The following is a 26,388-nucleotide window of genomic DNA, read 5'->3' as shown; positions in this document are numbered from 1 at the left end:
GTGAAGATGAAATTAACTTTTATCGAATTACCACCCTTTGAACGATATCGAAAAGAACATATTAGTGATGAAGCGTATCGACTTTTCCAAAATGAACTATTAGATAATCCAGAGAAAGGTGATGTTATTCAAGGAACAGGCGGGTTAAGAAAAATTCGATTAGCTGATCATTCTCGTCATAAAGGTAAACGAGGAGGAGCAAGGGCAATTTACCATTATTTTGTTAATGGTAATCAGATTTGGCTTTTTGCCGTTTATGGAAAAGGCGAAAAAGAGGATTTAAACGAAACGGAAAAAAGAACGTTTAAAGTTGTTTTAGAAAACTTAAAAGCATTAGCAAGGGGGAATAAATGAGCCGTTTATTTGACGATTTAATGGAAGGGGCAAAAGCACTCGAAGATCACTTACAAGGCAAAATCACATTACGCACCGAGACGCTTGAAAAATCAGAGCCTGTGACGATCAGTGCCAACGAAGTGAAAGCTATTCGTGAAAAATTAAATTTATCTCAAGCAGTATTTGCTCATCGTTTGAGAACAAGCGTGAGAACCTATCAAGGTTGGGAGCAAGGAAAAACAAAACCGAATCCACAAGCCGCATTATTATTAAGAATGGTTGAACATTCACCGCAAACATTTAATTTAATCGTTGGCGTATAAGCGGTAAAATTCTCTCCATAAATTGCAAATAATGAGGTCTGTATGAACTGGTTTATCCAAGCACTTAAAAAAACATTTACCTATCGCGGGCGAGCACGTCGGGCAGAATTGGGTTGGTTTAACTTGATTTCATTTTTAATCAGCTTAGCTCTTATTATTGTTCCTGCAGTAGTATTCAATTTAGGTGGAAATCTTTTAGCGGCAACCTACCAATCTGAAGCAATTAGCATAATTACCAATGCAGGCACTTTGATTTTTGGACTTGCTTATTCTCTTTTTAGCTTGGTAACAACGCTCGCCCACTTTAGCCTTTCGGCTCGTCGCCTACACGATTTAGGTTTCTCAGGCTGGTGGCAGCTTGCGGTTTATTTAGGTTTGCCAATTATAGTATTTTTATCTTTTATCATTATGGATATCAATGAAGCAAATCCGAGCATCATTCCAGGTCTTATAGTGCCTCTCGTATTATTGATGTACGCTATCTATCTCGGTGTTTTATTATTTATGGATGGACAACGTTTTACCAACAAATATGGCGAAGATCCAAAAACAGAACCTGTTGAACAAACACCCATTAGTGTATTAGTGGATAAACCATAATTTCAAGCGGTGAAATTTGTAAAAGATTTTGTAGATCTCACCGCTTGCTTTTTACCTTGAGAAATCTACCCAAATTGCCTACAATATCGCCCTTTATTTAACAGCCAATAGAAGCCAAAATTATGTCGCAAATTAAATTGATTGTTGGACTTGCCAACCCAGGTGCAAAATACGAAGGCACACGCCACAATACAGGCGAATGGCTTGTGAATGAACTTGCCAGAATGTATAACACTTCGCTCAAAGAGGAAGCGAAATACTTTGGCAAAGTAGCAAAAATCAATACTGCACAGGGCGAAGTTCGTTTGCTTGTACCCACTACTTTTATGAATTTAAGTGGAAAAGCCGTGGGTGCATTAGCGAATTTTTATCGTATTAAACCAGAAGAAATTTTGGTTGCTCACGATGAATTAGATCTTCCTCCTGGTGTGGCGAAAATCAAACAAGGTGGTGGGCACGGTGGTCATAACGGCTTGAAAGATATTATTGCAAGCCTTGGTAACAACAATAATTTCTACCGCGTGCGTATTGGCATTGGGCATCCAGGTCATAAAGATCTAGTTGCAAGTTATGTTTTAGGTAAACCAGCTCCACAAGACCAAGAGAAAATTGATGCCGCAGTCGATGAAGCCAGTCGCTGTGTAGAAGTGCTGTTTAAAGAAGGTATTGTGAAGGCAACAAACCGATTGAATGGGTTTAAGGCGTAACTAATTTATTATTTTATTCGTAATTTGCCTCCCCCTTTAGAAAAGAAGGGATGAGGGAGATTTGATAACGATATTGAATTTCTCACGAGGTTGAAATTACTTCTGCCAAATCTCCCCTACCCCTCTTTGCTAAAGAGGGTAAATGTAAGAGGGAAGTATACTTATAAGGAACAAAAAATGGGATTTAAATGTGGTATCGTGGGTTTACCAAACGTTGGTAAATCAACTCTTTTTAATGCATTAACCAAAGCAGGTATTGAAGCGGCGAACTATCCGTTCTGTACCATTGAACCAAACACAGGTGTGGTACCAATGCCTGATCCACGTTTAGATGCATTAGCAGAAATCGTCAAGCCTGAGCGCGTATTACCAACTACGATGGAGTTTGTAGATATTGCAGGTTTAGTGGCAGGTGCAAGCAAAGGCGAAGGCTTGGGTAACAAGTTCTTAGCTAACATTCGTGAAACGGATGCAATTGGTCACGTTGTGCGTTGTTTCGAGAATGATGACATCGTGCACGTTGCAGGCAAAATTGACCCACTTGATGACATTGAAACTATCAACACTGAATTAGCGTTAGCGGATTTAGATAGCTGCGAGCGTGCGATCCAACGTTTACAAAAACGTGCAAAAGGTGGTGATAAAGAAGCGAAATTCGAGCTTTCTGTAATGGAAAAAATCTTACCTGTGCTTGAAAATGCAGGAATGATCCGCTCAGTCAATTTAGACAAAGACGAATTGTTGGCAATCAAAGGCTACAATTTCTTAACCTTAAAACCAACGATGTACATCGCCAACGTGAACGAAGATGGTTTTGAAAATAATCCATACTTAGACAAAGTGCGTGAATTTGCGGCAAAAGAGGGTTCCGTAGTTGTACCTGTATGTGCAGCGATTGAGGCGGAAATTGCAGAATTAGACGACGATGAAAAAACCGAATTCCTGCAAGACTTAGGCATTGAAGAACCTGGTTTGAACCGTGTAATCCGTGCAGGCTATGCGTTGTTAAATCTGCAAACTTACTTCACCGCAGGCGTGAAAGAAGTACGTGCATGGACGGTTTCTGTTGGAGCAACAGCACCCAAAGCGGCTGCCGTTATCCACACCGATTTCGAAAAAGGCTTCATTCGTGCAGAAGTGATTGCTTATGATGATTTCATTCAATTCAAAGGCGAAAACGGTGCGAAAGAAGCGGGTAAATGGCGTTTAGAAGGGAAAGATTACATCGTGCAAGATGGCGATGTGATGCACTTCCGCTTTAACGTGTAATAACAAAAAATCTACGAAAAACAGCCGCTTGTAGCAATGCAAACGGCTGTTTTACATCATATTGGCATAGTCGAGAAATTTACCTCCCCCAATAAATTTCATGAAATTTGGGAGGGAATAAACTCCTCTCCTACGTTCATTAAACGATGTTAGAATACTAAACACAAACTATGAAACTAAATTATCTATTAGGCAAACCTCAACAAGCGGGCAGATTAAAAGCCGAATTTACAGATTTTATTGTGCGAGAAGAGCTAGGCTATCCACTTGCAGGTGAAGGCGAATTTGTCGCAGTAAAAGTGCGTAAAACTAATGCCAATACCCTTTTTGTAGGCGAGCAGTTGGCAAAATTCGTAGGCATTTCCGTGAAAAATATGAGCTATGCCGGCTTGAAAGATCGCCACGCAGTGACCGAGCAATGGTTCTGTTTACACTTAGCGGGTAAAGAAACGCCCGATTTTTCTGCCTTTGAATGTGAAGGCGTAGAGATTTTAGAAGTGACTCGTCATAACCGTAAAATCCGCACAGGTGCATTGGAAGGCAACTATTTCGAGCTTTTACTACGCGATGTAGAAGAAACCGATGAACTCAAACAACGCTTGAATCAATTGCAAGCGGTCGGTTTTCCTAATTATTTTACCGAACAACGTTTTGGGCGTGATGGGCATAATTTAACCCAAGCACAACGCTGGGCAAGCGGTGAAATTTCAGTAAAAGATCGCAAAAAACGCAGTTTTTATCTTTCCGCGGCTCGTTCAGAGGTGTTTAATTTAGTGGTTTCACAGCGCATTGCCGATCAGCAAATGCAAACGGTGTTATTAGGCGATTATCTGCAACTAGCTGGCTCAAACAGCTTTTTTGAAGTGAAAGCGGAAGATTTAGAGCAATCACAACAACGTTTAGATGAAAATGATGTCTTACTTACCGCACCATTGATTGGCGAAAATTCGCTCGAACAGAAGGGTAATGAGCGTGAAAAAGCGATCGTAGCACAGCATGAAAACTTAATTAGTTTGATGAAAAAAGAGCGAATGAATGCCGCTCGTCGTGCGATATTGTGTAAACCGCAAGATCTCCATTGGCAGTTTGAACCTAAAGGATTACGCCTAACATTCTTTTTAAATTCAGGCAGTTACGCAACGGGATTGGTGCGTGAATTAATCATATTAAACGAAGAAGAATAAGGAAATGATGAATATTTTAATGAGCAACGATGATGGTTTTCACGCAGAGGGCATTCAAACTCTCGCACGAATGTTGCGTGAAGCGGGTCATCGTGTCACCATTATTGCCCCAGATCGCAACCGTTCAGCAGCCTCTAACTGTTTAACACTGACAGAGCCGTTGCGTGTGCAAAAATTTGACGAATTTAACTATGCAGTGACTTCAGGCACGCCTGCGGATTGCGTGCATTTAGCCTTAAATGGTTTGCTAGAAAATGACTTTGATTTGGTGATTTCGGGTATCAATCACGGGGCGAATTTGGGCGATGATATTATCTATTCGGGCACAGTGGCAGCTGCGTTAGAGGGACGTCATCTGCCTCTTCCTTGCTTGGCGGTTTCACTTGTGGGTAAAAAAGGCAACGATAAACATCACGGTCACCTGTTTGGTTCGAACCACTTTGAAACCGCTGCTCGAGTGGTGTTAGCGCTTTTACCCAAACTCAAACCAGAAATAATTACGCACCGTGAAATTTTAAATATCAACGTACCAGATCTGCCGTATGAAGCACTAAAAGGCACGATGATTACCCGCCAAGGCAAGCGTTCACAAGCAGCGGAAATTGTGAAAACCGAAGATCCACGTGGTGGCACAATTTACTGGCTTGGAGCGAACGGCACCGCTATTGATGAGAGCGAAGGCACGGATTTTTATGCGATCAACCAAGATTGTGTATCAATTACTCCGCTACAAGTGGATATGACAGCACACCATTCACTCACTGATTTACAACAAATTCTCTAAAGAGAAGATAAAGTTTATGCAATTATTTGGTACAATCTACGACAAAACGATGACCTGGTCGAAGCACACGTACGCAGCGTATTGGCTCAGTTTTGTGAGCTTTATTGAAGCGATTTTCTTCCCGATTCCGCCCGATGTGATGTTAATTCCAATGTCGATGGCAAAACCGCACAATGCGTTTAAATATGCACTTTATACGACCATTTCCTCAATACTCGGTGGCATAATTGGCTACTTTATCGGACTTTATGCATTCGAATGGGTGCAATCGTTAATCGCAAACTGGGGAATGCAAGCCAGCTTTGACCAAGCAAAAGCGTGGTTTGAAGTTTGGGGTGTGGCAGTGGTTTTCCTTGCTGGTTTCTCGCCCATTCCATATAAAGTCTTTACCATTTGTGCAGGTGTAATGCAAATGGCATTCTTCCCGTTTGTGATTACTGCGGCTATTTCGCGTTTTGCCCGTTTTATTTTGGTGGCAAAACTCTCAGCATGGGGTGGCGAAAAATATGCGGATAAAATCCGCCGTTCGATCGAATTAATTGGCTGGGGTACAATTGCCTTAGCTGTAGTAGCTTATACAATTTATCAATTTACTAAATAAACTGAAATATAAAGGACGGGGATAAACCCTGCCCCTACGAGCAAATTCAATTCCTACATCAGAAAATTTTTTAAATAAAAGAACAGGATACCGATATGAAAAAATCATTCCTTCTATTACCACTTGTGGTGACTTTTGCATTAACAGCTTGTACTTCAAACAACTCCGCGGAAGTTACCGAAAGCTCATCAGACACCCTGCCAAACGGTGGTACTTGGCAACCAGCGGATATTCAACCTACTTCAATGCCAAGCGGAATGAACCAACCAATTTCACAACCGAGCTACACACCTGCACCTATAACAGCAAAACCTACAGTAACCGCACCAAGCTCCAACCACACTAGCTATAACAACGCAAACTACGGTTCTTCAGACAGCATCGGCAACTGCCAAGTAATTCGCAATGAAGCGGGTACACCGATTTATGCTCAAATGACCAAAGGTTGTTACACAGATAGCACTATTACCGTTGGTCCACAAGATACGCTCTATTTTGTTTCTTTCCTTGCAGGCAAAACCCCAGCTGAGATTGCCGCATTAAACAACATTAGCACGACGACAAAACTAAAAGTGGGTCAAACACTACGAATGCGTTAATAGGATTTCATAATGAAAAAAGTAATGTTATTTGCACTTTCTTGTGCATTTTTAACCGCTTGTAGTGCGGAAAAAGTGGCTGATCCGAATGAATTATCGCCAGGCTTAATGCAACCTGTGGAGGGTTCGGGGGCAACAAACGGCAGCTTTAGTTGGGGTGATTTTCAAACAGCTCCTATGCCTGATTCAATGAAAGCAACAACAAAATAAACATAAATAAGAACAAAGAAAAAGGATTGATCATGAAAAAACATTTTCTGATTTTGCCGCTTACTGCAAGCATTCTAGCCGCTTGTTCAGCTAACTCACCTGCACCTGTGGTAAATGCTTCAGGTAGTAGCGAACTCTCACCAGGGATAATGCAACCTGTGGAGGGCACAGGAGCAAGCAATAATATGGGATGGCAAACGGCAGATATTCAACCTGTGAATATGCCAAGCACAATGAGTACCCCAACGGTTTCGACACCAAGCTATCAACCAGCAGCGGTGCAAAATCCTGTTATTACAGCACAGCCTGAGCAGCCAAAAACAACCACAAAAGTGGTAAAAAAAACTAAAACGGTTGAGAAAAAAGTTGATCAAAACTTTGAGATCCCACGCGATGCGAACAATGCCCCCATTTACAGCCAGATTCAAAAAGGCTTTTATGACGGCTCAACTTATACCGTTCGCAAAGGCGATACCATGTTCTTAATTGCTTACGTAATCGGTAAAGATGTGAAAGAGATCGCCGCTCTTAACAATATGAGCGAGCCATATCAATTGACGGTTGGGCAAAAGCTCAAAACAGGTAAATCAGGTACAGAAACTATTACTGTTGAAGAAACCGTGACCGTACCAGCTCAACCGAAAGTAACCTACCAACAAGGGGCGAATGGTACTGTTTATTCTTCTGCAGGCGAAATTACAGGACCTGTGAAAGCGGGGGTAGGCTCTGCAAATACAGCTTTAAAACCGACTATTCAAGCTTCTGCAGGAAATGTTACTAGCTCTGCTCCTACTGTTGTAGCAACAACAGCAACAATTGAACAACAAGCTCAGCCGCAAGTTAAAGCAGCTACTGCAAGCACACAAAGCACGATGGCAGCGCCAGCATCATCAGTCAGATGGGTTTCACCAACTGCAGGGCGTATTGTTCAAGGCTTCTCAAACTCTGATGGCGGTAATAAAGGAATCGACATTGCTGGTCAGAAAGGGCAAGATGTCAAAGCCGCCGCAACAGGTAAAGTCGTTTATGCAGGTAACGCATTGGAAGGTTACGGTAACTTAATCATCATCAAACATAATGATGACTTCTTAAGTGCATATGCTCATAACGACCGCATCTTGGTGGATGAGCAAGATAATGTGAAAGCAGGTCAAAAAATCGCAACAATGGGTAGCACAGGCACAAGCTCAAACAAACTCCACTTTGAAATTCGTTACAAAGGGAAATCTATCGACCCAATGCGTTATTTACCAAAACAGTAACAAAAAATCTTATACAGATGACCGCTTATCCAAGCGGTCAATTTTTTAAAGGTAATAACCATGAATAATTCACCTGTAATGCGCTGTAATTGGGTTAATAATAGCGAAATTTACACTCACTACCACGATACCGAATGGGGAAAACCTGAATTTAACAGCCAAAAGCTATTTGAAAAGCTTTGCTTAGAAGGGCAACAAGCAGGGCTTTCATGGATTACCGTATTGAAAAAGCGTGAAAATTATCGACAAGCCTTTTTCAACTTTAACCCACATAAAATTGCTCAAATGCAAGCGACCGATATTGACACGCTAATGGAAAATAGTGGCTTAATCCGTCATCGTAAGAAGCTAGAAGCTATTGTAAGAAATGCCCAAGCTTATATTGCGATGGAAGCAAATGGCGAAGATTTTAGCCAATTTATTTGGTCATTTGTGGGTGGAAAACCGCAAATTAATGATGTCCCAACTCTAGCAAGCGTCCCCGCCAAAACCACAACATCCTTAGCAATGTCAAAGGCACTTAAGAAAAAAGGCTTTGTATTTGTAGGCGAAACGATTTGCTATGCCTTTATCCAATCGATGGGATTGGTAGATGATCATTTGAATGCGTGTTGGTGTAAATCTAAATAAAAGAACGTTTAACGCAGTCTGCTCAATCTCAATGAATCTTTTTGAGTATAACTTACTTTTAATGGTCTATAAGTTTTACCCAAAACTGTTGCCATTATACTTTCCTATTTATGATCTAATTTAAGTATCTCATTGGAATCCACTATTTATAAATATCAAGAAAACTACAAACATAACATGGCAACAAGGTTTAAGTGTAAGCTAAATACTATCAAACCTTACTTTTTTCGTTAATCATAAATGACCAAACCACTAATAATACAAAGAAATAAAATACATTCCCCGAGTTATGAGCAAAAAATGCTTGTGTTAAACAATAGAACATAGTGGCTAACACATGAATAATACCAAGGGTAGTAAGTAATTTTATCTTTTTATTATTTGGAAATGTTTTCTGTTTTCGATAAAAAGAACATAATGGGACTATAAAAATGCCCAAAATTGCGACTCCACCGAAAATACCTTTTTTGGCTAATTCATCAATAAATTGATTATGTAGATGCGAATATACCGTAAATTCACGGGATACAATACCCTTATCTGCTAAGCTTTTTTTATATTCATCTAATTCCCTCAAACTCCAACCAGAAATAGGGTGCTCAATAAGCGCATGAATTCCTATTTTCCACATATCTAAACGAGCGCCGATACTTCCATCTTTGGAGCTTTCAGAATAGTGAATTAGATTATTCTTCGCATCTAATATTCGGCTGATCAGTTGTTCGTTAGTACTCAATGAAATACCTCCGATTAGAATACTTAACACAACTGCACCAAGTAATTTTTTAGATAGTATATTTCTATAAATATAAAGTATTGTAATTAATATTATAGGAAAGCCAATCCACCCACCACGTGTAAATGAAAGCACGCTTGCTAATACACCAAATAATCCAGCGATAACAGCAAGTAAAGCAAATTTATTTTGCTTTATTTCAAAGAGATATAAAGCAATTACTAAGCTAAATAAACCTAAAGACATTGCAATATCGCCAGATTGAATTTTCATTTGTTCATTAAAAGCTGCGGGCAAATGCAAAATATAGTATTGGTAAAGTGCAACTAACCCTGCAATAAAAGATCCTAACGGAATGCTATAAAGCAATACATCCAATTTTACTGCACTATAAACCATAAAGATCGTTACAGAAAGAAATAAGAACGCTCTTAATGGATTATCAATAAGCTTCATTTTCTCGCCATGAAATAAGATAAAGAAAAGAACAGTTAGAAAATAAAAAGAAATTGCAATAAAAATAGATTTATTCTGCTTAACAAGCCCTATGATATTTATCTTTTTATATATCGTATACAATAAGAAAAGTACACTCACCACTAAAAGTGCAGTTGAACCGTAGTTATATCCTTTAGGAAAGACTAGCAACAATGTAAAAAAACAGAAAATTGAGACATTAGCAAATAGCCGGCAATATTTTTCAAAATTTATCATAAATTAGTCCTGGTATAACACATCTACAATTTCTGTTGTTGGCTGAAAGCCTGTTGGTGCACTTAATAATATCTGACGAATAGCCATATAATCTGCCTTTTTACAAGCCTGCTCTAATTCAACTAACACATTAGATAATTGTTCAAATGGCAAATACTCTTCCTCAGCAGTCATAATACGTGAATGTGCTGTTTTAGTTACATTATCACCACCAATTAACAACTCTTCATAAAGTTTCTCCCCTGGACGCAAACCTGTATAAGCAATTTCAATATCACCTTTAGGATTCTTTTCATCTTTTACGGACAAACCTGAAAGCTGAATTAAATTTTTCGCTAAATCAACAATTTTAACAGGTTCACCCATATCTAAAATGAAGACATCACCGCCTTTTGCCATGCTACCCGCTTGAATAACAAGCTGTGCTGCTTCAGGAATAGTCATAAAATAGCGAATAATATTGGGATGCGTCACAGTAATTGGCCCGCCTTTTAGGATCTGTTTTCTAAAGAGCGGAATAACAGACCCAGAAGATCCTAATACATTACCAAAACGAACCATGCTAAAGCAGGTTTGGGAATCTTTGAGTTGCTCAGATAAAGCTTGCAAACAAAGCTCCGCCATACGCTTGCTCGCTCCCATAGTATTTGTTGGACGAACAGCCTTATCAGTTGAAATGAGAACAAAAGATTTAACGTTATGATCAGCCGCACATTTTGCAACATTATATGTACCAAAAATATTATTCCGAATCCCTTCAATGATATTGTATTCCACTAAAGGAACATGTTTATAAGCTGCTGCATGATAAATGGTATCAATGTTAAAATGAGCTAAAACACGATCTAAACGCTCAATATCCTGCACGTTACCTAAAATAGGATGAATTATTGTGCTTAAATTATTTTTCTTTATAATTTCAAGTAATTCCTGATGAATAGAATATAGTGAAAATTCAGAAATTTCGAATAAAATTAAGATATTAGGTTTATTTAAAATAATTTGACGGCACAATTCCGAACCAATAGACCCCCCTGCACCAGTTACCATTACCGTTTTATTCAGAATATTTTTTTGTAATAATTCTTGATTTGGTAAAACAGGTTCACGACCTAATAAATCTTCAATTTTTACTTCACGCAATTCATCAATTTTTGCATTACCTTGCAAAATTTCTTCCATATCAGGAATGGTTTGTACTTTGATTTTTAACGGAATTAAACTATCAATAATGGCTTTCCGTTCACGACGAGAAGCACTTGGAATTGCTAATAAAATAACTTTAATATTATATTTCTGAACAAGTTTTGAAATATCTTTTGGCGAAAATATTTTATTTCCTAAAAGATAAGTGCCATGTAATTTGGCGTTGTCATCAATAAAGCCACGAATGCGGTAGCGATAAGCATGTTTGAGCATTACCGAAAGTTGTCGTCCATTTGAACCAGCTCCATAGATAAGAACGGATTCATTATTTTTATCAAGCAATAAACCGATATAATAACGAACCAACATTCTTACGCCACCACATAATAAAAATACGTAAGAAAAATAAATAAGTGGAACTGTCCTAGGAATAAATGAATCAATAAAGAATGAAAATAAAACTAAACTAATAGAAGAAATTAAAGCACCAGTTGCAATCATCGCCAGTGCTTTAAAGGAAATATATCGTAATACCGCTCTATATAATCCTAGCTTTATAAAGGCAATCAAAGTAACAACCAATGTACAACTTAACGCTAACCAAATTTGATAGTTGTCAAATGAAGTGATTTTTCCCAATCGAGTCCAATAAGCAAAGAAAAAAGCACCAGTAATTAAAATGGTATCAATAATTAGACTCGCTATACGTTTAAGAGGACGAGATAATTCAAATACAAGATAATCTAACATAATCTTATCTGGCTCTATCGCCAGCTCCTTTTCCTAAAGCAGTCATAAGAATATAATTGAAGTACGATTTAAGAGTTAAACCTTCCAACATTTCATTATCTGTTTTTGCTAATAATTCAGGCATTGACATATCAATCTCTTGGATTTGAGCCAACCCTGTAATCCCTGGTAATGCTCGATATATATTATATTTATCACGTGCTTGTATAACATCTTCTTGATTAAATAAGTTTGGACGCGGTCCGACTAAACTCATTTCACCTTTTAAAACATTAATTAATTGTGGTAGTTCATCAATTTTTGTTTTTCTTAAAAAGCCACCTAATTTAGTAATTGAAGCAGTTCCCACTAAATGACTTGCCACAGACTTTGTATCAACAGCCATTGTTCTAAACTTGATTAATTTAAAAGATTTTTTATTCTTACCAACTCGTTCTTGAATAAAAATCGGAGATTTTGTTTCAAAATAACCTAGAATAGTAACAATTAAGAGTATGGGCGAAGTTAAAATAAGCCCAACAAGAGAAAGTAATATATCAAGTAATCTAATCATTATTTATCCTTAATTGAATTAGGTGTTTTTAGAAGTCCTTCCTGAGTAGAAAAAGGTAATTTCTCAACATTTATAGCATCTTTTAGTTTCTGGTTAGAAATAAAAAAGTTTCCAGTAAGTTTATTTAAAATATTCGTGTTAATAGGAAGGTGTAATATATCTCCAACTTTAAAAGCAGCAGATACTAAACCACTAGGAATAGTCCATAACCGCACGGGTTTCTTAGCAACCTCGCCCATTAATGAAATAAGCTCATTTGTTGAAATCGGTTGATCATCAGCAATATTATAAACGCCAGAAGCAATATTTCTATCTTCTAATAATTTATCAATACAATAAATTAAATTATCAATATGTAAAAAAGATCGTTTATTCTCAAAACCAGCAAAGAACCAAGGAAAACCTTTTTTAACTAATTTATACAATGCAATTAAGTTGCCATGATTTCCTTCTCCATGAACTAAGCAAGGTCTAATAATTAGTAATCTCTTGCCTTCTGGTAATTTATGAGCCAATAAATATTCTTCAGCAGCTTTTTTAGATCGCCCATAAACGCTCATTGGATTTAATGGAGTTTCTTCCGTTAAACAATCAGCAGCATTATCTGTAATAACCTTAGCACTACTAAAGTAAATAAAATCTTTAATCTTAGAATCTAAAAATGCTTGGAAAAGTTTAATTGTCAAATCTCTATTCACTTCAAAATATTCTTTTTCATCAGAAATTTGATAACTATCACTTGACTTAGCGGCTAAATGGATTAGCACATCAGCATTTTTATTTAACACCCAGTTATTTCGTAAAGATAATGTTTCAACCTGTACAGCATTATTTTGCTTAAAATGATTAAAAAAACTTTTCCCCATAAAGCCTGACGCACCTGTTATAATAATTTTCTTCATCATTATTCTTCCAAAATAGAGATAATTCTTTTGTTAACTTTTCTTACATCAAATTTTTCTTCTGCTATTCTACGACTTTCAATGCCCATTGTACGAACAAGAATAGGTTTATTAATTAACTCAAGCATCTTTTCAGCTAATTTTTCAGCAGAGAAAAGTGGCACTAAGAAACCATTCACACCATCAACTACAGTTTCTCTACAACCTGGTACATCCGTGGTTAAAATGACCTTGCCCATCGCCATTGCTTCTTGCGTGCTTTTTGGCACGCCTTCTCGATAAGAAGGGAGCACAAAAACATCTGTTTTTTCAATATAATCTGGAACGTTTTTTACATATCCTAAATATTCAATGATATTGGCATCAATATACTCTTGTAATTTTTCTTCTGACATTGCAGTAGGATTTTGTTTATCAATTTGTCCTAATACAAGAAATTGGGTATTCGGTTTCTCTTTTTTAACAACCTTAGCTGCCTCTAAAAATTCAAAAATTCCCTTTTCTCTTAATAATCGACCTAAAAAAATAAATGAAACATCATTTTTAATTTTAGGTTCAGAATAGCGATAATAATTTAAATTTACGCCGATGCCACCTAATATTTCTGTAGACTTAACCTTAATATTATTCTCAATTAAAAGATCTCTCTGATCATCAGGATTTAAGAATAACACTTTATCTAATGTCGGTAATGCGATCTTATAGAGTTGTATTTGCAAAAATTTAATAATTTTAGCTTTTAATCCTTTCTTCTCAGTGGAAGGTGTGAAAGCATAGCCTAAGCCTTCAATCATTCCTACCCGCTTTTTAATACCTGCCAATTTTGCCGCTAAAGAAGCAAAAATTACAGGTTTTACAAAACAAGTTAGTACAATATCTGGGGCAATCTCTTTCAATGCTTTTCTAAGTTTGAATACTTCAATAATATCTGCTAAAGGATTAAGGTTACTTCTTTTTAAATTATGCTCAACTGGTTTTGCTCCCCAGCTGACAATGATTTCTTTAGTAGAAGCTTCATACCCTTCCGCCAAGCAGAAAACTTCGTAGCCTTCTTTTACAAGGTCAAGTACTAATTCTTTTCTAAAATGTAATAAAGTCGAAACCTCATTCACGATAATTGCAATTTTCTTTTTCATTTTTTTTTGATATAAAACTAACCATTTGTTTACAACAGCATCCAATGAATAATACTTAAGAATATGTTCTCGCGATTTCTTGCCTAAAATTGATCGCTCTTTTTCTGTTAAATCCATTGATTGTAGCATTGCATTTGCTAAAGCTTCGCTATTTCGAATCGGCACAAGGAAACCATTATCGCCTATCACTTCGCGTGTTCCACCACAATCAGTAGCAATAACCACATTTTCTGTTGCCATTGCCTCACCGATTACAAGCGGTAATCCTTCAAAATGCGAAGACATAACATAAGTATCCGCAATATTCATTAATTGATTAATATCACGCCTCAATCCTAAAAAAGATACTTTTTCAGAGATACCCAATTGAACAGTGTATTGTTTTAATTCTTGCTCTAATTCCCCAATACCCGCTATCAATAAACAAGTATTCGGCTTTTGTTTATTCACTATTGAAAATGCTTTAAGTAAATTAGGATAATCTTTAGGATCAGTTAATCGTCCAATTGCTAAAAATACATAATCATTTTTTATTGGCGACAAAGATAACTGTATATTTTCTCTTATAGTATTATCTTTTTTAAAGAGAGAAGTATCTATACCATTTTCTATTGTAATCATTTGACCTTTTTTAACCGCTTTCTTCTCTATGAAAGCATTAACAGCATCTTGGCTTACATTGGTATTAAGATCAGAGAGAAAATTAGTAAAACGATATAAACTCATTCTTAATGCTCCACCTTCATTTTTACTATGGGCAGTGCAAATAAGTCGATCAACTTTAGTTGATAATCTTATAAGTCTTGCCATTAAATTAGCATGAAACATATGAGAGTGAATAACATCCGGTTTAAAAGCTTTAATCTCATTTCTTAACTGAAAATAAGCTCTCACTAAACTTAATGGATCTTTAGTCATATTGAGATAACTTATTTCTATCTGATTATTTTTCGGAAGAGTTTGTTCAGAAAACGCTTTGCTCAGAGAAATTAATTTAACTTGATGGCCTAGCTGAACAAACTTATCTACTAAATCGCAAACTTGTTTTTCTGCTCCGCCAATGCCTAATCCTGTAATGAGTAATAATATTTTCATTTTTTTCTAGCTCTGAAGAAGATTAAATAAAAAATGCTATAAATAACCGAACAAGCAATCAATGTTGATATAGATGCTCTGCTTATCATAAAAATTTGAGTAGCAAAAATAAATGATAAACCTTTATAATATGATTTTTTATCATAGTTATCTAATTTATAAATTAACCTTCCCCATAAAAAATTAAGCATAAAAAATAATGCTAGATTTGAGAATGAGAAAACATAAAAATCAGATAACAAAGCCCAACCAAAGCCATACCCTTCGTCATACAAATCTGGTGCTGAAATAAAAGTAAGATAATGAGGAAAACTTACATCATAAACTTGAACATCCCCTATAAAATAATGAAAGAATAGCTGACTACCAGGTATAATTGTTTTTAAAAATGCAGGAAAAGGATAGTCTTGTATTCTAGTACTTAAGTCAAAAACCATAAGACTAATGCCTTGATTATTTAGGTTATTTGTAATAATTTCTAAAATACCCCCTTCCTCGCTACTTCTACTCGAAAAACTTAATAACATATTAACAAAAATAACTAGAGAAATAGCAAACATAGTTAATAAAAAAGCAGATTTTAGTGAAAATCTTTTTTCTCTTAGAAAGAGCCACCCAGAAAGTAATATAACACTAACAAAACCGCCTCTAGAACCAGTAATAATTGTTAATAATTGTACAAATATAAAAAATATAATAATCATTTTAAATCGCATATGATGACTATTTTCTATATATAGTAATCCTATCATTGAAATTAATACCGCACTAACAATTAGAGATAAAGGAGTTGAATATTGTTCAGATTGAGCACTATATAGTGATAAATATCCTTTTGATAAGGAAAGAGAAATATTAGCCAAGTTATCCTTCAGTAAAAAACAACATAAAAATAGAGTAACAATATATATTAAACTTTTATTAAATAAGAATGGCCTTATACCAAGGTCTATAAAATTATTTCTATTAATGACATTAGCAAACATAAAGAAAAAAATTGAACCATACACTAATGTGAATATATAAAACTTATCAAAACTAGAATCTAAGTCATATACCAAACCAAAATCAAATTTAAAAACATTTATATTTTCATTAAGTAAATACGCAATAAATCTCCCACCAATAAATAAAACAAATCCATAAATATAAATATACTTTAATGAAAATATCCTATCCCTATTTAAAATCCCAAAAGTAAAAATTAAAGAAATTGCTAGAAAAAAAGAAAATGAAATAATATAGTCATCGTAACTAACAAAATATAGTGAAGCTAACGAAACTAAATATATAAAAACTAAAAAAACTAATAGAATAATATTATTATTCTTTACATAAAATGACATTTATACAATCTCTTCCCATTTATCCGCAATCTTATCTAAAGCAAACTTACTAACAGATTTTTTAGCATAAGAAACCATACCATTATACTCTTGTTCAGATAAGCTCATTAATGCTTTTAGTTTTAGTGCTAAATCAGAAACATCTTCTGGCTTACATAAAAAACCTGATTTATTATGATCAAGAATTTCGCTTGGTCCGGTATCACAATTAAAAGAGACTATTGGCAACCCAAAACTTTGAGCTTCTATAAGAACCATGGGCAAACCTTCAAATCTAGAAGACATACAGTACAATGATGCCTCTAAATAGAATTCATTAATATTATAAGAAAAAGGAAATAACGTAACACTATTGCCTAAATTGAATACATCAATAGATTTCATCAAATTAGCCTTGTCTTCGCCATCACCAACAATATTTAATTTCCACTCTGAAAAGTGCGGTTCATTTTTAACTAATTTCCAAGCTTGAATAAGAAGATCAAAACCTTTTTGATAAGTTAATCTACCAACTGCCAGAACCGTCTTATTCATTTGAGAAGGAATATGATCTGAAATAGCATAGGGGGAAGGATTAGAGATTGCTATAATTTCTGCCTTACCAATGGTTTTCTTTTCCCAAATTTGTTTATCTGCTTCTGTTAAAGTCACAATTTTATTTGAAAATAAGCGAGATAAATGACGAGAGAGTGCTCGTCCTTTTTGTCCAAGAGTAACATTATAATTAAAATGCTCCCAGGTGATATGATTTATCACTAATCCAATCTTAGCTGGCAAGGAAAAAAGCGATAGCATTGATTCAACAACAACTAAAGTATCTACTTGATTCTCTTTTAAAAAAATTCTTAACTTCAATATGGTTTGCAAATATTGTTTAGAAAATGAAACACGTTGTGAATATAGCTGAGAGCTCTTGATTTTTTTGTTTAAATAAAAGAAAGGTTTATCTCCTTCCCATAAATTTAACATCAAAATATTGTAACCCTTCTCAGCTAAAGCATTTGCAATAGAAGTGGCAACACGCTCTGTACCGCCTGCATTATTTAAGTTACCACAAAAGAAACAGATTGTTTTCATTTTTCAACCTTAATAAAAATCCCTATTAAATAGCTTAATAAAGCTCCTATATTTCCTGCATCTATTTTCCTTTGTATAACAGGTTTATTCAAATATTTTGCCATTTGTGAAAATCTAATAACTGTTTTAACATACGCTATTGGATTTTTTATCCAAACTGAAAAAGGAATATCTTTTAGCATAATGCTTCTAGAAATATAATGCCCTTTAGCATGCTTAAATATATTACTTCTACTTAGTCTATTTTCAGTCTCATCATCAAAAAATACACTTAATGCTTTAGGAGAATAAATAAATTTATATCCTTTCTTAGCTAATTTTGTATAGAAGCATATTTCAGGGATAAATCTTATATCAGAATCAACTGGATATAAGAATTTTTTTATAACATCCGTTTTTAGTATATCTATTCTCTCACCAAAATTTTTACTATTCGAAAATTCATCAAACCAAGTCATTTCAATTAACTTATTCTCTATTAAGCGACCACTTGGCTTATTTGTCATATTATTAATAGCTAAACATCTAATTCCTACTATATCATCTTTATCTAGTAAATTATTGCAATCTGATATAATGCTAAATAAAGAATTCTCTCTAAAAGTATCATCAGAGTCTAATCCAATAAAATACAACCCTTTAGCCATAGATATAGCCTTATTCCAAGAAAATTGTTTTCCACTATTTTCTTGCTTTATATAGCGAATATTTAACTTATTTTCAGAAATTAAAGAATCCACAATATCATCTGTATTATCATTCGAGCCATCATTAATTAATAACCATTCTAATTCTTCTAAATTATCTTGAGCTAAAATACTTTCATAGCATCTTCTTAAGGTATGAGCTCGATTATAAGCAGGGGTAAAAATAGTAAACTTAATCATTTCAGGCCTTTCTTATTGGTAAGTTTTTTAATAATATAATTACTGATATTAACGACATTAAAATATAGTTTATAATATATACGATGGATAAAGACTCTATTCTAACCACTGAGTATGCCACATAATAGCTAACAGACATAATAATAGACATAGCAATCCATTTTAATAGAATATAAAGTGATTTTTTCTCTCTATAAAGATATTGAGTAATTACCGTGTCTATTCCAAAGAAAATTATTGCAAATAACATTCCTTTAGATATATCAGAAGCTAAGCTATAGTTATCACCATATACAACAAAAATGAAATATGGAATTAAAACATATCCTAAGATTAAAAATATTACAGAAACTAAAAATATGACAATAAGCAATTTCAATAGATTACCTCTTATTTCATTTTGAGATGCTTTTAAATATATTAACTTAGGTGATATAGACTGAACAACAATACCTAACAACAAGAATCCTTGCTCCATTAATTGTACCGCAATACCATATTGACCCAACACATCAAAAGAAAAATAATATTCAATATAAAATCTATCTAAACGTTGAAATAGATACATGAAGATTAATGCAGGCCAGAGTTTTATCCCTCTCAAAAATAATATTCTTATAACATGTAGATTTATAATAAATTTAAAATTGCTTTTACATACAAAAAACAAACACTGCAAAGAACATACTATAACAATGATTTCTAACACACGAGATAAAGGTAATAAAGGCATTACATCTCTATAATAGTTAAAGAATATATAAATAACTAAAACTCTAATAAATAAACCAGAAATTCTTATTATAGTAACTGGTAGAATTTTTACATTTGCTTGAAAATAGTTAGTAATAACGCCAAAAGGCTCTGCTAAAAGAAGGTATAAAGATAAAATATAGATAAACTCTTTAATAAGAACATCATTTGTAAAGAACTTAGCATATAATATAGCGGCAAGCATTGCTATTATTGAGAATAATAGTCTAACAAGAAAAGTACCTGAAATAATTTCTTTATATATGCTTTTATTTCTAGCTAATGCAACAACACTAATTTCTGAGCCTATCACTAATGCTAAAGAACTTAATAATAAAATAAAATTAACACTATAAATCCATTGCCCATATGCTTCTGGCGTTAGTAAACGGGCAATCATTCCCTCCGAATAGAAAATCAAAGCTACTGTTATTAACTTTTCAAAAAATAGGGCTATAATATTAATTATAATATCTTTCTTCATCTTATTTAGCTTTTGTGAATAGGTTTCCTAATACAATGAAAGTAGAACTTAGAATAAAGCCTAAAATAAATCCAGCTAATAAAATTAATACTCTTTTAGGATTATCCTTTACCACAGGATAATCCGGCGAACTTAAATAATAATACGCTTTTACATTTTCAACCAAATCTAACTGAGGGGCTAATTTAGTTAGCTTACTCAACTGTCTTTCCGTACTATAATAATTTGTTGGATAAACAACATGGTTATTTTTCGCAATATCTAATTGAGTTTGCAGGTATTTTTCACCAAGCATAAATAAATATGTACCGTCTGCTAGTTTAGAATCAGAGATGTTATTATTTCCTCTTGAGAAATCAGTAATTCCTGCTTTTTTGGCAATCTCTAACGCATTTGTCAAGTTTTCAACCTGAACCTTTTTTGCTTCAGTTAGATTCTCTTCAATTTGTTCTTTAGTAAATTTCAGTTCATCTAAACGAAGGTTAAAGCCTAGTTTAAACTCTTGGTTTGTTTGATTAAGAATATACTGGTTTACAAAACTGACATACTCTGTCAGGACAGATTGTGCATCTTTTGGCGTTTCTGCAGAAAAGATGATTTTTAAACTAATTTTATCTAATTCAGTTAAATCTTTTTTCTTAGGGTCAACTTCGTGAATAATAAGATATTTAGAAACAGTTTCTTCAATATATTTTCTTTTTTGTTCTTCCGTCATTTCTTTGGTGTAATTTTTTACCCATTCAGATTGCTCTAAGAACTGACGTTTTAAATCGTTAGAAAGTAAGAAATGTTTAAATTGCCCGTAAAGAGAATCAGATAATTTCCCAGCTGAAAAATCACCATCACCAATAATACGAGCATATTCTGCACGAGCTGGCAATAATGTACCTAAATCAGTAGTTCGTGGTGCAACAATAATTGCGGTTGACGTCCACTGTTCTTTAGCCGTAAATGCATACACACCAGCAACCAACGTACACACAAACGCAGAAAGCACGATCCACACTTTTTTCTTCCACAACACGCGGAAAAGTTCAATTAAATCAATCTCGTCATTTCTTTGAGAAGAAACCTCAGCCATAAACCCACCTTAAAACAAAAAACAAAAAACAAAAAACAAAAAATAACTTATAAAGTTTTCTTATTATAGTCGATATTCCATACCTTATAGATAGAAAAGTTTACTAAAATTTACACTTTTTTATGATCTTGCTCAAACCCTCAGATTGGGGGATAATACACCATTATTTGTTTTTGTTATAAGGCTAATATGAGTGATATCCAAATTCCTCTCATCTTTACAGATGCTGCAGCAAGAAAGGTGAAGAGTTTAATTGAAGGGGAAGATAATCCCAATCTCCGTTTACGTGTGTATATCACAGGCGGGGGCTGCAGCGGATTCCAATATGGTTTTACCTTTGACGATCAAGTTAATGACGGAGATTTAACCATTGAAAACCAAAATGTCGGTTTAGTAGTGGATCCAATGAGTTTACAATATTTGATCGGTGGCACAGTCGATTACACCGAAGGACTAGATGGTTCACGTTTTGTAGTGCAGAATCCGAATGCAAGTTCAACCTGTGGCTGTGGTTCTTCTTTTAGCATTTAATTTACATTTTATTGGTAAAAATTGACCGCTTGAGTAAGGTAACCTCAAATAATTCAAGATTTATCCACGAAAATGATAAAAATGCCTCTCTTTATCCAATAAAGAGAGGCATTTTTTACAACCATCCTTTCCGTTTAAAATACCAATATGGAGAAGCTGCAGCAACAATCATCAAGCAAATCGCCATTGGATAACCATATTTGAAATGAAGCTCTGGCATAAACTCAAAGTTCATTCCGTAAGTAGATGCCACCAATGTTGCAGGGAGGAACATCACAGAAACTACCGAAAAGAATTTCATAATACGGTTCTGTTCAATATTGATGAAACCCATTGCCGCCTGCATTAAGAAGTTCACTTTTTGGAACAACGATTCATTGTGCGGCTGCAAAGATTCAATATCTCGCATAATATCGCGTGCTTGTTCGAGCTGGTTGTTTGGCAAACGGGTTTTGCGTAGTAAGAAACTCAACGCACGTTGCGTATCCATCAAGCACAAACGCACTTTTGAGCTCACATCTTCCAATTCGGTAAGGTCTGAAAGCGCTTCATTCAGGCTGTCGCCCTCTTGTTTGCCGTCCAAAATCACGTGGCTCATATTTTCTAAATCAGCATAAACCGTTTCGATTACATCCGCCAACTGTTCGATTTTGGTCTCGAACAGGTCAAGCAATAATTCATAAGCGTTGCTATCAAGCAATTTCATTCGACGAGAACGCATACGATATAAGCGGAATGCAGGCAAATCACGCTCACGCAATGTGAACAAACGCCCATCGCGAATGGTAAATGCGACCGTTGAAATATCGGCGTAATCGTCGTCATCTAAGCAGTAAAAGAAGGAATGAAGGTGTAAACCATCTTCATCTTCGAAAAAGCGAGCAGAAGCTTCTAAGTCTTCTAACTCGTGCTCTTCTGCGAGTGTTTGGTCTAAGCCGAGTTTTAATACGCTACGTTCATCATCGCTTGGATCGATTAAATCTATCCAAATCGCATCGTTTAATTGATCGCGAGAGGTTTCGTCAAGGCTGACGAGGCGAGCATGGTCTAATGCAAAAGCACGAATCATTTTTCATTTCTCCGAGTTAGGAGGTGATGAACAAAATGAACAAGGGGAAAGATACTAAACGAAAGTTACCGACCATATCGGCAACCTGAGGTTGGACAAGGCGGGTAATCAATAAAAATCTGAAAAGTATCGACTATGACTGTCCAAAATGTAATCCTCAAGTAAAAATAGCGGTGCGAATACTACCTATCTTGTACGAAAGAGTCAAGTTTTGTGGCGTTTTATTCAACAAAATTTGAGGATTGTCATACTTCCCGTTTATTCATTTTGGGGGAGATTTCTTTTTTATGATTTCAGCGTATAATGAACTCTCACTATTTCAACACTTTATTAACAAAAGAGGATTTTAATATGGGTGGAATTAGCATTTGGCAATTACTGATCGTGGTCGCAATCATTGTGTTACTTTTCGGTACGAAAAAATTACGCACTTTAGGTCAAGACTTGGGCGAATCCGTGAAAGGCTTCAAAAAAGCCATGGCAGATGAAAAGCCTCAAGATGCAGCTTTCGATAAAGTCGAAGCAAAATCAAGCAACGCTGAACAACAAAAAACAACCGAAAAAGAGCAGGCATAACCCGTGTTTGATATTGGTTTTTCCGAACTATTACTCGTGTTAATTGTGGGCTTAGTCGTGCTAGGCCCACAACGTTTGCCAATTGCGATCCGCACCGTGATGGGGTGGGTACGAACTATTCGTGGCTTGGCGGCAAACGTGCAAAACGAATTGGCTCAAGAACTTAAGCTACAAGAACTCAAAGACAGCATAAAAAAAGCAGAGGAATTAAATTTAAGTTCACTTTCACCAGAATTAAGCAAAACCGTTGAAGAACTTAAACAATCTGCCAATAAAATGCAGCAGGATTTGAACACCGCCAAAGGTGAAATTACTAAATTAACCGATGAACAAGTGGCAGAAATTCAGGCGAAAATCGAAACCGAGAGTAAGCTCAAAGACGTAGAACAAGCGGTCGAAAATGTGCAAGAAAACGCAAAAGAGCAAAACGCTGAAGAAAATCCACCGCTTACCGCCGAGGAAAAAACGGTGACAACTGCAGAAGATGCGGAACAAGCAGAGTTAGACGAAGCCCTACTTTCGGAGAAACTCTCGATTTATTATCCACCAGATGATGACGAGCCTGCACCGCAAGCACTTCAAAAAGACAAGGAGAAAGAGAATGCAAGAAGCTGATCAATCTCAACCGCTTATCGCTCATCTGATTGAACTGCGCAACCGCTTACTACGTAGTTTGGTGTTTGTATTAGTAGTTTTCTGTACGTTAGTGTATTGGGCGAATGACATCTACACCTTGTTGGCAACACCGCTGACCAGCAACTTGCCAGCAGGGGCAACGATGATCGCTACTAACGTGGCAACGCCATTCTTTACCCCGATTAAGCTCACAATTGTCACGGCGATTTTCCTTTCAGTACCTTATATTTTGTACCAAATTTGGGCATTCGTTGCCCCCGCATTATATAAACACGAAAAACGCCTGATCTACCCACTCTTAGTCTCAAGCACCTTGCTGTTCTACTGTGGCGTGGCATTTGCTTACTATGTGGTGTTCCCAATCGTGTTCGGTTTCTTAACCAGTACTACGCCTGAAGGCGTACAGATGGCAACCGACATCAGTAGCTACTTAGATTTCGTGCTCACTATTTTCTTAGCATTTGGTCTCTGTTTTGAAGTGCCTGTAGCGATTATTTTGCTCTGTTGGGCAGGCGTTACTACTCCTAAAGATTTGCGGGAAAAACGTCCATATATCATCGTTGCATCATTCATCATCGGGATGTTACTTACCCCGCCCGATATTTTCTCGCAAACACTCTTGGCTGTGCCAATGTGCTTGTTGTTTGAAATTGGCGTGATTTGTGCCAGATTCTACAAACCACGAGAAGAAGAAACCACGAGCGAAGAAAACGCTTAATCTTAGCCCGCGAAAGCGGGTTAATTTTTACTACTTGTTTGAATAATTTAGTTATTTCTTCGGTAATTACTTCTGCCAAATCTCCCCTACCCCTCTTTGCTAAAGAGGGGTTCAGATCACAGAAAATTAAATTACTGAGCCTACACTTCAACATCATTAGATTAGCCATATTATCTTACCTGCTAAAGGATATTCCCCTCTTTAGCAAAGAGGGGTAGGGGAGATTTGGCAGAAGTAATTAGCGAAGAAATTAAGTTACAAGAAAAGGACAAAAAATGACCCAATACCTCAACACCGTATTCCCGCAACGTCGTATGCGTCGCTTACGTAAACACGATTTCAGTCGTCGTTTAGTGGCAGAAAACCAACTTACCGCCAACGATTTAATCTATCCTGTTTTCGTCATTGAAGGCGAAAATCATCGTGAAGCAGTACCTTCAATGCCAGGCGTGGAACGCTTAACCATCGACCAACTTTTAATTGAAGCGGGCTTACTCGTGAAATATGGCGTGCCGATGATCGCACTTTTCCCTGTGGTAGGCGAAGCGAAAAAATCATTAATGACTGAAGAGGCTTACAATCCTGAAGGCTTGGCACAACGTGCGGTGCGTGCATTAAAAGCAACGTATCCAGAATTAGGCGTTATGACCGATGTGGCACTCGATCCATTTACCACTCACGGGCAAGACGGCATTATCGATGAAGAAGGCTATGTGTTAAACGACATCACCACCGAAATCCTCGTTAAGCAAGCCCTTTCACACGCTGAAGCGGGTGCTGATGTGGTTGCACCAAGCGATATGATGGACGGCCGTATTGGTGCTATTCGTGAAGCATTAGAGGCGAATGGCTTTATCAATACCCAAATTATGGCGTACTCCGCAAAATATGCTTCAAACTACTACGGACCGTTCCGCGATGCTGTAGGATCTGCGGGCAATCTTAAAGGCGGTAATAAATTTACTTACCAAGTTGATCCTGCTAATGCCAACGAAGGCTTACACGAAGTGGCGATGGACATTCAAGAAGGCGCAGATATGGTGATGGTCAAACCTGGAATGCCTTACTTGGATATGGTATGGCGCGTGAAAGAGACTTTCGGAGTGCCAACTTTTGCTTACCAAGTTTCGGGCGAATATGCGATGCATATGGCAGCAATTCAAAACGGCTGGTTGAAAGAACGCGAATGTATTATGGAAGGATTGCTCTGCTTTAAACGTGCAGGTGCAGACGGGATTTTGACCTACTTTGCTAAACAGGTAGCGGAGTGGTTATATCACGATAATCATAAATAAAAACAGAGGGCAAATGCCCTCTTTTTTATCTCACCGCCATTTGGAATAACACCACTTCTGCTTGACAGCTAAATTCAATCCACATCTGCATTAAAAAGCCATCTGCAAGCGGTTTGATTTCTGACTTCATTTGACAAGCCTCTGTTTCCACCGATTTTGCTTTTTGCGTGAAAAATTCGACCGCTTGTTTTGCTTGTGCTTCGCTATCATAAACAGCCTCAAAGGCAATTTGGCGATCAGCGTTGTCTAGCATTGAATCGTCTTTTAATTTACACATATTGTGGGCTTCGTCCGCTTTTTGCTGGAGCGTTTTTGACATTTTATATTCCTCATCAATAAAAACAAATACCATTATAGTACGCTCACATAAGAAATGAGGCAAAAGGTTAGAGAACAAA

The 26,388-nt window shown here is 36.1% G+C and carries 29 protein-coding genes; 17 read left to right on the top strand and 12 right to left on the bottom strand.

The window, feature by feature from the left end; all coding sequences use genetic code 11:
* Positions 1–6 precede the first annotated feature (6 nt).
* The 12 genes from B0185_RS05915 to B0185_RS05860 all read left to right on the top strand — a co-directional run bounded on the left by B0185_RS05915 (position 7) and on the right by B0185_RS05860 (position 8,505).
* Positions 7–354, top strand: coding sequence for a type II toxin-antitoxin system RelE/ParE family toxin (locus B0185_RS05915; protein WP_005706111.1), 348 nt, complete (start codon positions 7–9; stop codon positions 352–354).
* A complete protein-coding gene (locus tag B0185_RS05910) occupies positions 351–659 on the top strand; it encodes a helix-turn-helix domain-containing protein (protein WP_005706149.1) in 309 nt (102 codons plus the stop codon). Before B0185_RS05915 ends, B0185_RS05910 begins: the two co-directional genes overlap by 4 nt.
* Before the next feature lie 42 nt (positions 660–701).
* Positions 702–1,259, top strand: a complete 558-nt coding sequence (locus tag B0185_RS05905; RefSeq protein WP_005706141.1) for a DUF805 domain-containing protein — start codon at positions 702–704, stop codon at positions 1,257–1,259.
* A 122-nt stretch (positions 1,260–1,381) separates the two neighbouring features.
* Entirely contained in the window at positions 1,382–1,966 is a 585-nt protein-coding gene (gene pth / locus B0185_RS05900) for an aminoacyl-tRNA hydrolase (protein WP_005706115.1), read from the top strand.
* Positions 1,967–2,143: 177 nt separating this feature from the next.
* Positions 2,144–3,235 carry a redox-regulated ATPase YchF gene (ychF, locus tag B0185_RS05895; protein ID WP_005706109.1) on the top strand — a complete coding sequence of 364 codons (1,092 nt, stop codon included), beginning with the start codon at positions 2,144–2,146 and terminating at the stop codon, positions 3,233–3,235.
* 170 nt (positions 3,236–3,405) lie between these two features.
* On the top strand, positions 3,406–4,419 hold the full coding sequence (truD, locus tag B0185_RS05890) for a tRNA pseudouridine(13) synthase TruD (RefSeq protein WP_005706121.1): 1,014 nt from the start codon (positions 3,406–3,408) through the stop codon (positions 4,417–4,419).
* Positions 4,420–4,426: 7 nt separating this feature from the next.
* On the top strand, positions 4,427–5,203 hold the full coding sequence (surE, locus tag B0185_RS05885) for a 5'/3'-nucleotidase SurE (protein ID WP_005706145.1): 777 nt from the start codon (positions 4,427–4,429) through the stop codon (positions 5,201–5,203).
* A 16-nt stretch (positions 5,204–5,219) separates the two neighbouring features.
* The gene (locus B0185_RS05880) at positions 5,220–5,804 is read left to right on the top strand and encodes a YqaA family protein (protein ID WP_005706135.1); all 585 of its coding nucleotides are present in this window, start codon (positions 5,220–5,222) and stop codon (positions 5,802–5,804) included.
* A 95-nt stretch (positions 5,805–5,899) separates the two neighbouring features.
* A complete protein-coding gene (locus B0185_RS05875) occupies positions 5,900–6,403 on the top strand; it encodes a LysM peptidoglycan-binding domain-containing protein (protein ID WP_005706152.1) in 504 nt (167 codons plus the stop codon).
* A 12-nt stretch (positions 6,404–6,415) separates the two neighbouring features.
* Positions 6,416–6,613, top strand: a complete 198-nt coding sequence (locus B0185_RS05870; protein ID WP_005706098.1) for a hypothetical protein — start codon at positions 6,416–6,418, stop codon at positions 6,611–6,613.
* A gap of 32 nt (positions 6,614–6,645) precedes the next feature.
* A complete protein-coding gene (gene nlpD, locus B0185_RS05865; RefSeq protein WP_005706151.1) occupies positions 6,646–7,875 on the top strand; it encodes a murein hydrolase activator NlpD in 1,230 nt (409 codons plus the stop codon).
* Positions 7,876–7,935: 60 nt separating this feature from the next.
* Positions 7,936–8,505 (top strand): DNA-3-methyladenine glycosylase I, encoded by a 570-nt coding sequence (locus B0185_RS05860; protein ID WP_005706122.1) that lies wholly within the window; start codon positions 7,936–7,938, stop codon positions 8,503–8,505.
* Positions 8,506–8,716: 211 nt separating this feature from the next.
* On the opposite strand, the gene B0185_RS05855 is transcribed toward B0185_RS05860, so the two are convergent.
* The 10 genes from B0185_RS05855 to B0185_RS05810 are packed head-to-tail and all read right to left on the bottom strand — an operon-like array spanning position 8,717 to position 21,165.
* Complete coding sequence (locus tag B0185_RS05855; protein ID WP_005706107.1) at positions 8,717–9,955, bottom strand: O-antigen ligase family protein; 1,239 nt, start codon at positions 9,953–9,955, stop codon at positions 8,717–8,719.
* A gap of 3 nt (positions 9,956–9,958) precedes the next feature.
* On the bottom strand, positions 9,959–11,851 hold the full coding sequence (locus B0185_RS05850) for a nucleoside-diphosphate sugar epimerase/dehydratase (protein WP_005706143.1): 1,893 nt from the start codon (positions 11,849–11,851) through the stop codon (positions 9,959–9,961).
* Between the two features lie 4 nt (positions 11,852–11,855).
* Positions 11,856–12,404 (bottom strand): sugar transferase, encoded by a 549-nt coding sequence (locus tag B0185_RS05845; RefSeq protein WP_005706110.1) that lies wholly within the window; start codon positions 12,402–12,404, stop codon positions 11,856–11,858.
* Positions 12,404–13,309, bottom strand: coding sequence for an NAD-dependent epimerase/dehydratase family protein (locus tag B0185_RS05840; RefSeq protein ID WP_005706125.1), 906 nt, complete (start codon positions 13,307–13,309; stop codon positions 12,404–12,406). The genes B0185_RS05845 and B0185_RS05840 overlap by 1 nt, the downstream gene beginning before the upstream one ends.
* Positions 13,309–15,537: a glycosyltransferase gene (locus B0185_RS05835; RefSeq protein WP_078208096.1), complete on the bottom strand. Its 2,229-nt coding sequence runs from the start codon at positions 15,535–15,537 to the stop codon at positions 13,309–13,311. Before B0185_RS05835 ends, B0185_RS05840 begins: the two co-directional genes overlap by 1 nt.
* Positions 15,534–16,883, bottom strand: a complete 1,350-nt coding sequence (wzy, locus tag B0185_RS05830) for an O-antigen polysaccharide polymerase Wzy (protein WP_005706132.1) — start codon at positions 16,881–16,883, stop codon at positions 15,534–15,536. The genes B0185_RS05835 and wzy overlap by 4 nt, the downstream gene beginning before the upstream one ends.
* Positions 16,884–17,960, bottom strand: coding sequence for a glycosyltransferase family 4 protein (locus B0185_RS05825; RefSeq protein WP_005706124.1), 1,077 nt, complete (start codon positions 17,958–17,960; stop codon positions 16,884–16,886).
* Positions 17,957–18,847, bottom strand: a complete 891-nt coding sequence (locus tag B0185_RS05820) for a glycosyltransferase family 2 protein (RefSeq protein WP_005706120.1) — start codon at positions 18,845–18,847, stop codon at positions 17,957–17,959. The genes B0185_RS05825 and B0185_RS05820 overlap by 4 nt, the downstream gene beginning before the upstream one ends.
* 1 nt (position 18,848) lies before the next feature.
* Positions 18,849–20,084 carry an oligosaccharide flippase family protein gene (locus B0185_RS05815; RefSeq protein ID WP_005706139.1) on the bottom strand — a complete coding sequence of 412 codons (1,236 nt, stop codon included), beginning with the start codon at positions 20,082–20,084 and terminating at the stop codon, positions 18,849–18,851.
* A 1-nt stretch (position 20,085) separates the two neighbouring features.
* Entirely contained in the window at positions 20,086–21,165 is a 1,080-nt protein-coding gene (locus B0185_RS05810; protein WP_005706102.1) for an LPS O-antigen chain length determinant protein WzzB, read from the bottom strand.
* A 189-nt stretch (positions 21,166–21,354) separates the two neighbouring features.
* Between B0185_RS05810 and erpA the strand changes: the two genes are divergently transcribed.
* Positions 21,355–21,696 carry an iron-sulfur cluster insertion protein ErpA gene (gene erpA, locus B0185_RS05805; protein WP_005706127.1) on the top strand — a complete coding sequence of 114 codons (342 nt, stop codon included), beginning with the start codon at positions 21,355–21,357 and terminating at the stop codon, positions 21,694–21,696.
* 115 nt (positions 21,697–21,811) lie between these two features.
* Here erpA and corA read toward each other — a convergent pair whose 3' ends face one another.
* Positions 21,812–22,765, bottom strand: coding sequence for a magnesium/cobalt transporter CorA (gene corA / locus B0185_RS05800; RefSeq protein WP_005706134.1), 954 nt, complete (start codon positions 22,763–22,765; stop codon positions 21,812–21,814).
* Positions 22,766–23,116: 351 nt separating this feature from the next.
* Between corA and tatA the strand changes: the two genes are divergently transcribed.
* The 4 genes from tatA (at position 23,117) to hemB (ending at position 25,990) form a co-directional block, all read left to right on the top strand.
* Entirely contained in the window at positions 23,117–23,341 is a 225-nt protein-coding gene (gene tatA, locus B0185_RS05795) for a Sec-independent protein translocase subunit TatA (protein ID WP_005706144.1), read from the top strand.
* Positions 23,342–23,344: 3 nt separating this feature from the next.
* Positions 23,345–23,956: a Sec-independent protein translocase protein TatB gene (gene tatB / locus B0185_RS05790; RefSeq protein WP_005706105.1), complete on the top strand. Its 612-nt coding sequence runs from the start codon at positions 23,345–23,347 to the stop codon at positions 23,954–23,956.
* Positions 23,943–24,695 carry a twin-arginine translocase subunit TatC gene (gene tatC / locus B0185_RS05785; RefSeq protein WP_005706112.1) on the top strand — a complete coding sequence of 251 codons (753 nt, stop codon included), beginning with the start codon at positions 23,943–23,945 and terminating at the stop codon, positions 24,693–24,695. Before tatB ends, tatC begins: the two co-directional genes overlap by 14 nt.
* A gap of 275 nt (positions 24,696–24,970) precedes the next feature.
* Positions 24,971–25,990 (top strand): porphobilinogen synthase, encoded by a 1,020-nt coding sequence (gene hemB / locus B0185_RS05780; protein ID WP_005706464.1) that lies wholly within the window; start codon positions 24,971–24,973, stop codon positions 25,988–25,990.
* A gap of 25 nt (positions 25,991–26,015) precedes the next feature.
* On the opposite strand, the gene B0185_RS05775 is transcribed toward hemB, so the two are convergent.
* Positions 26,016–26,309 carry a YfcZ/YiiS family protein gene (locus B0185_RS05775; RefSeq protein WP_005706465.1) on the bottom strand — a complete coding sequence of 98 codons (294 nt, stop codon included), beginning with the start codon at positions 26,307–26,309 and terminating at the stop codon, positions 26,016–26,018.
* Between the last annotated feature and the right edge of the window lie 79 nt (positions 26,310–26,388).

The organism is Haemophilus parahaemolyticus (assembly GCF_002015035.1).
Classification (GTDB): domain Bacteria; phylum Pseudomonadota; class Gammaproteobacteria; order Enterobacterales; family Pasteurellaceae; genus Haemophilus_A; species Haemophilus_A parahaemolyticus.
This window is presented reverse-complemented; position numbering and strand designations above follow the sequence as displayed.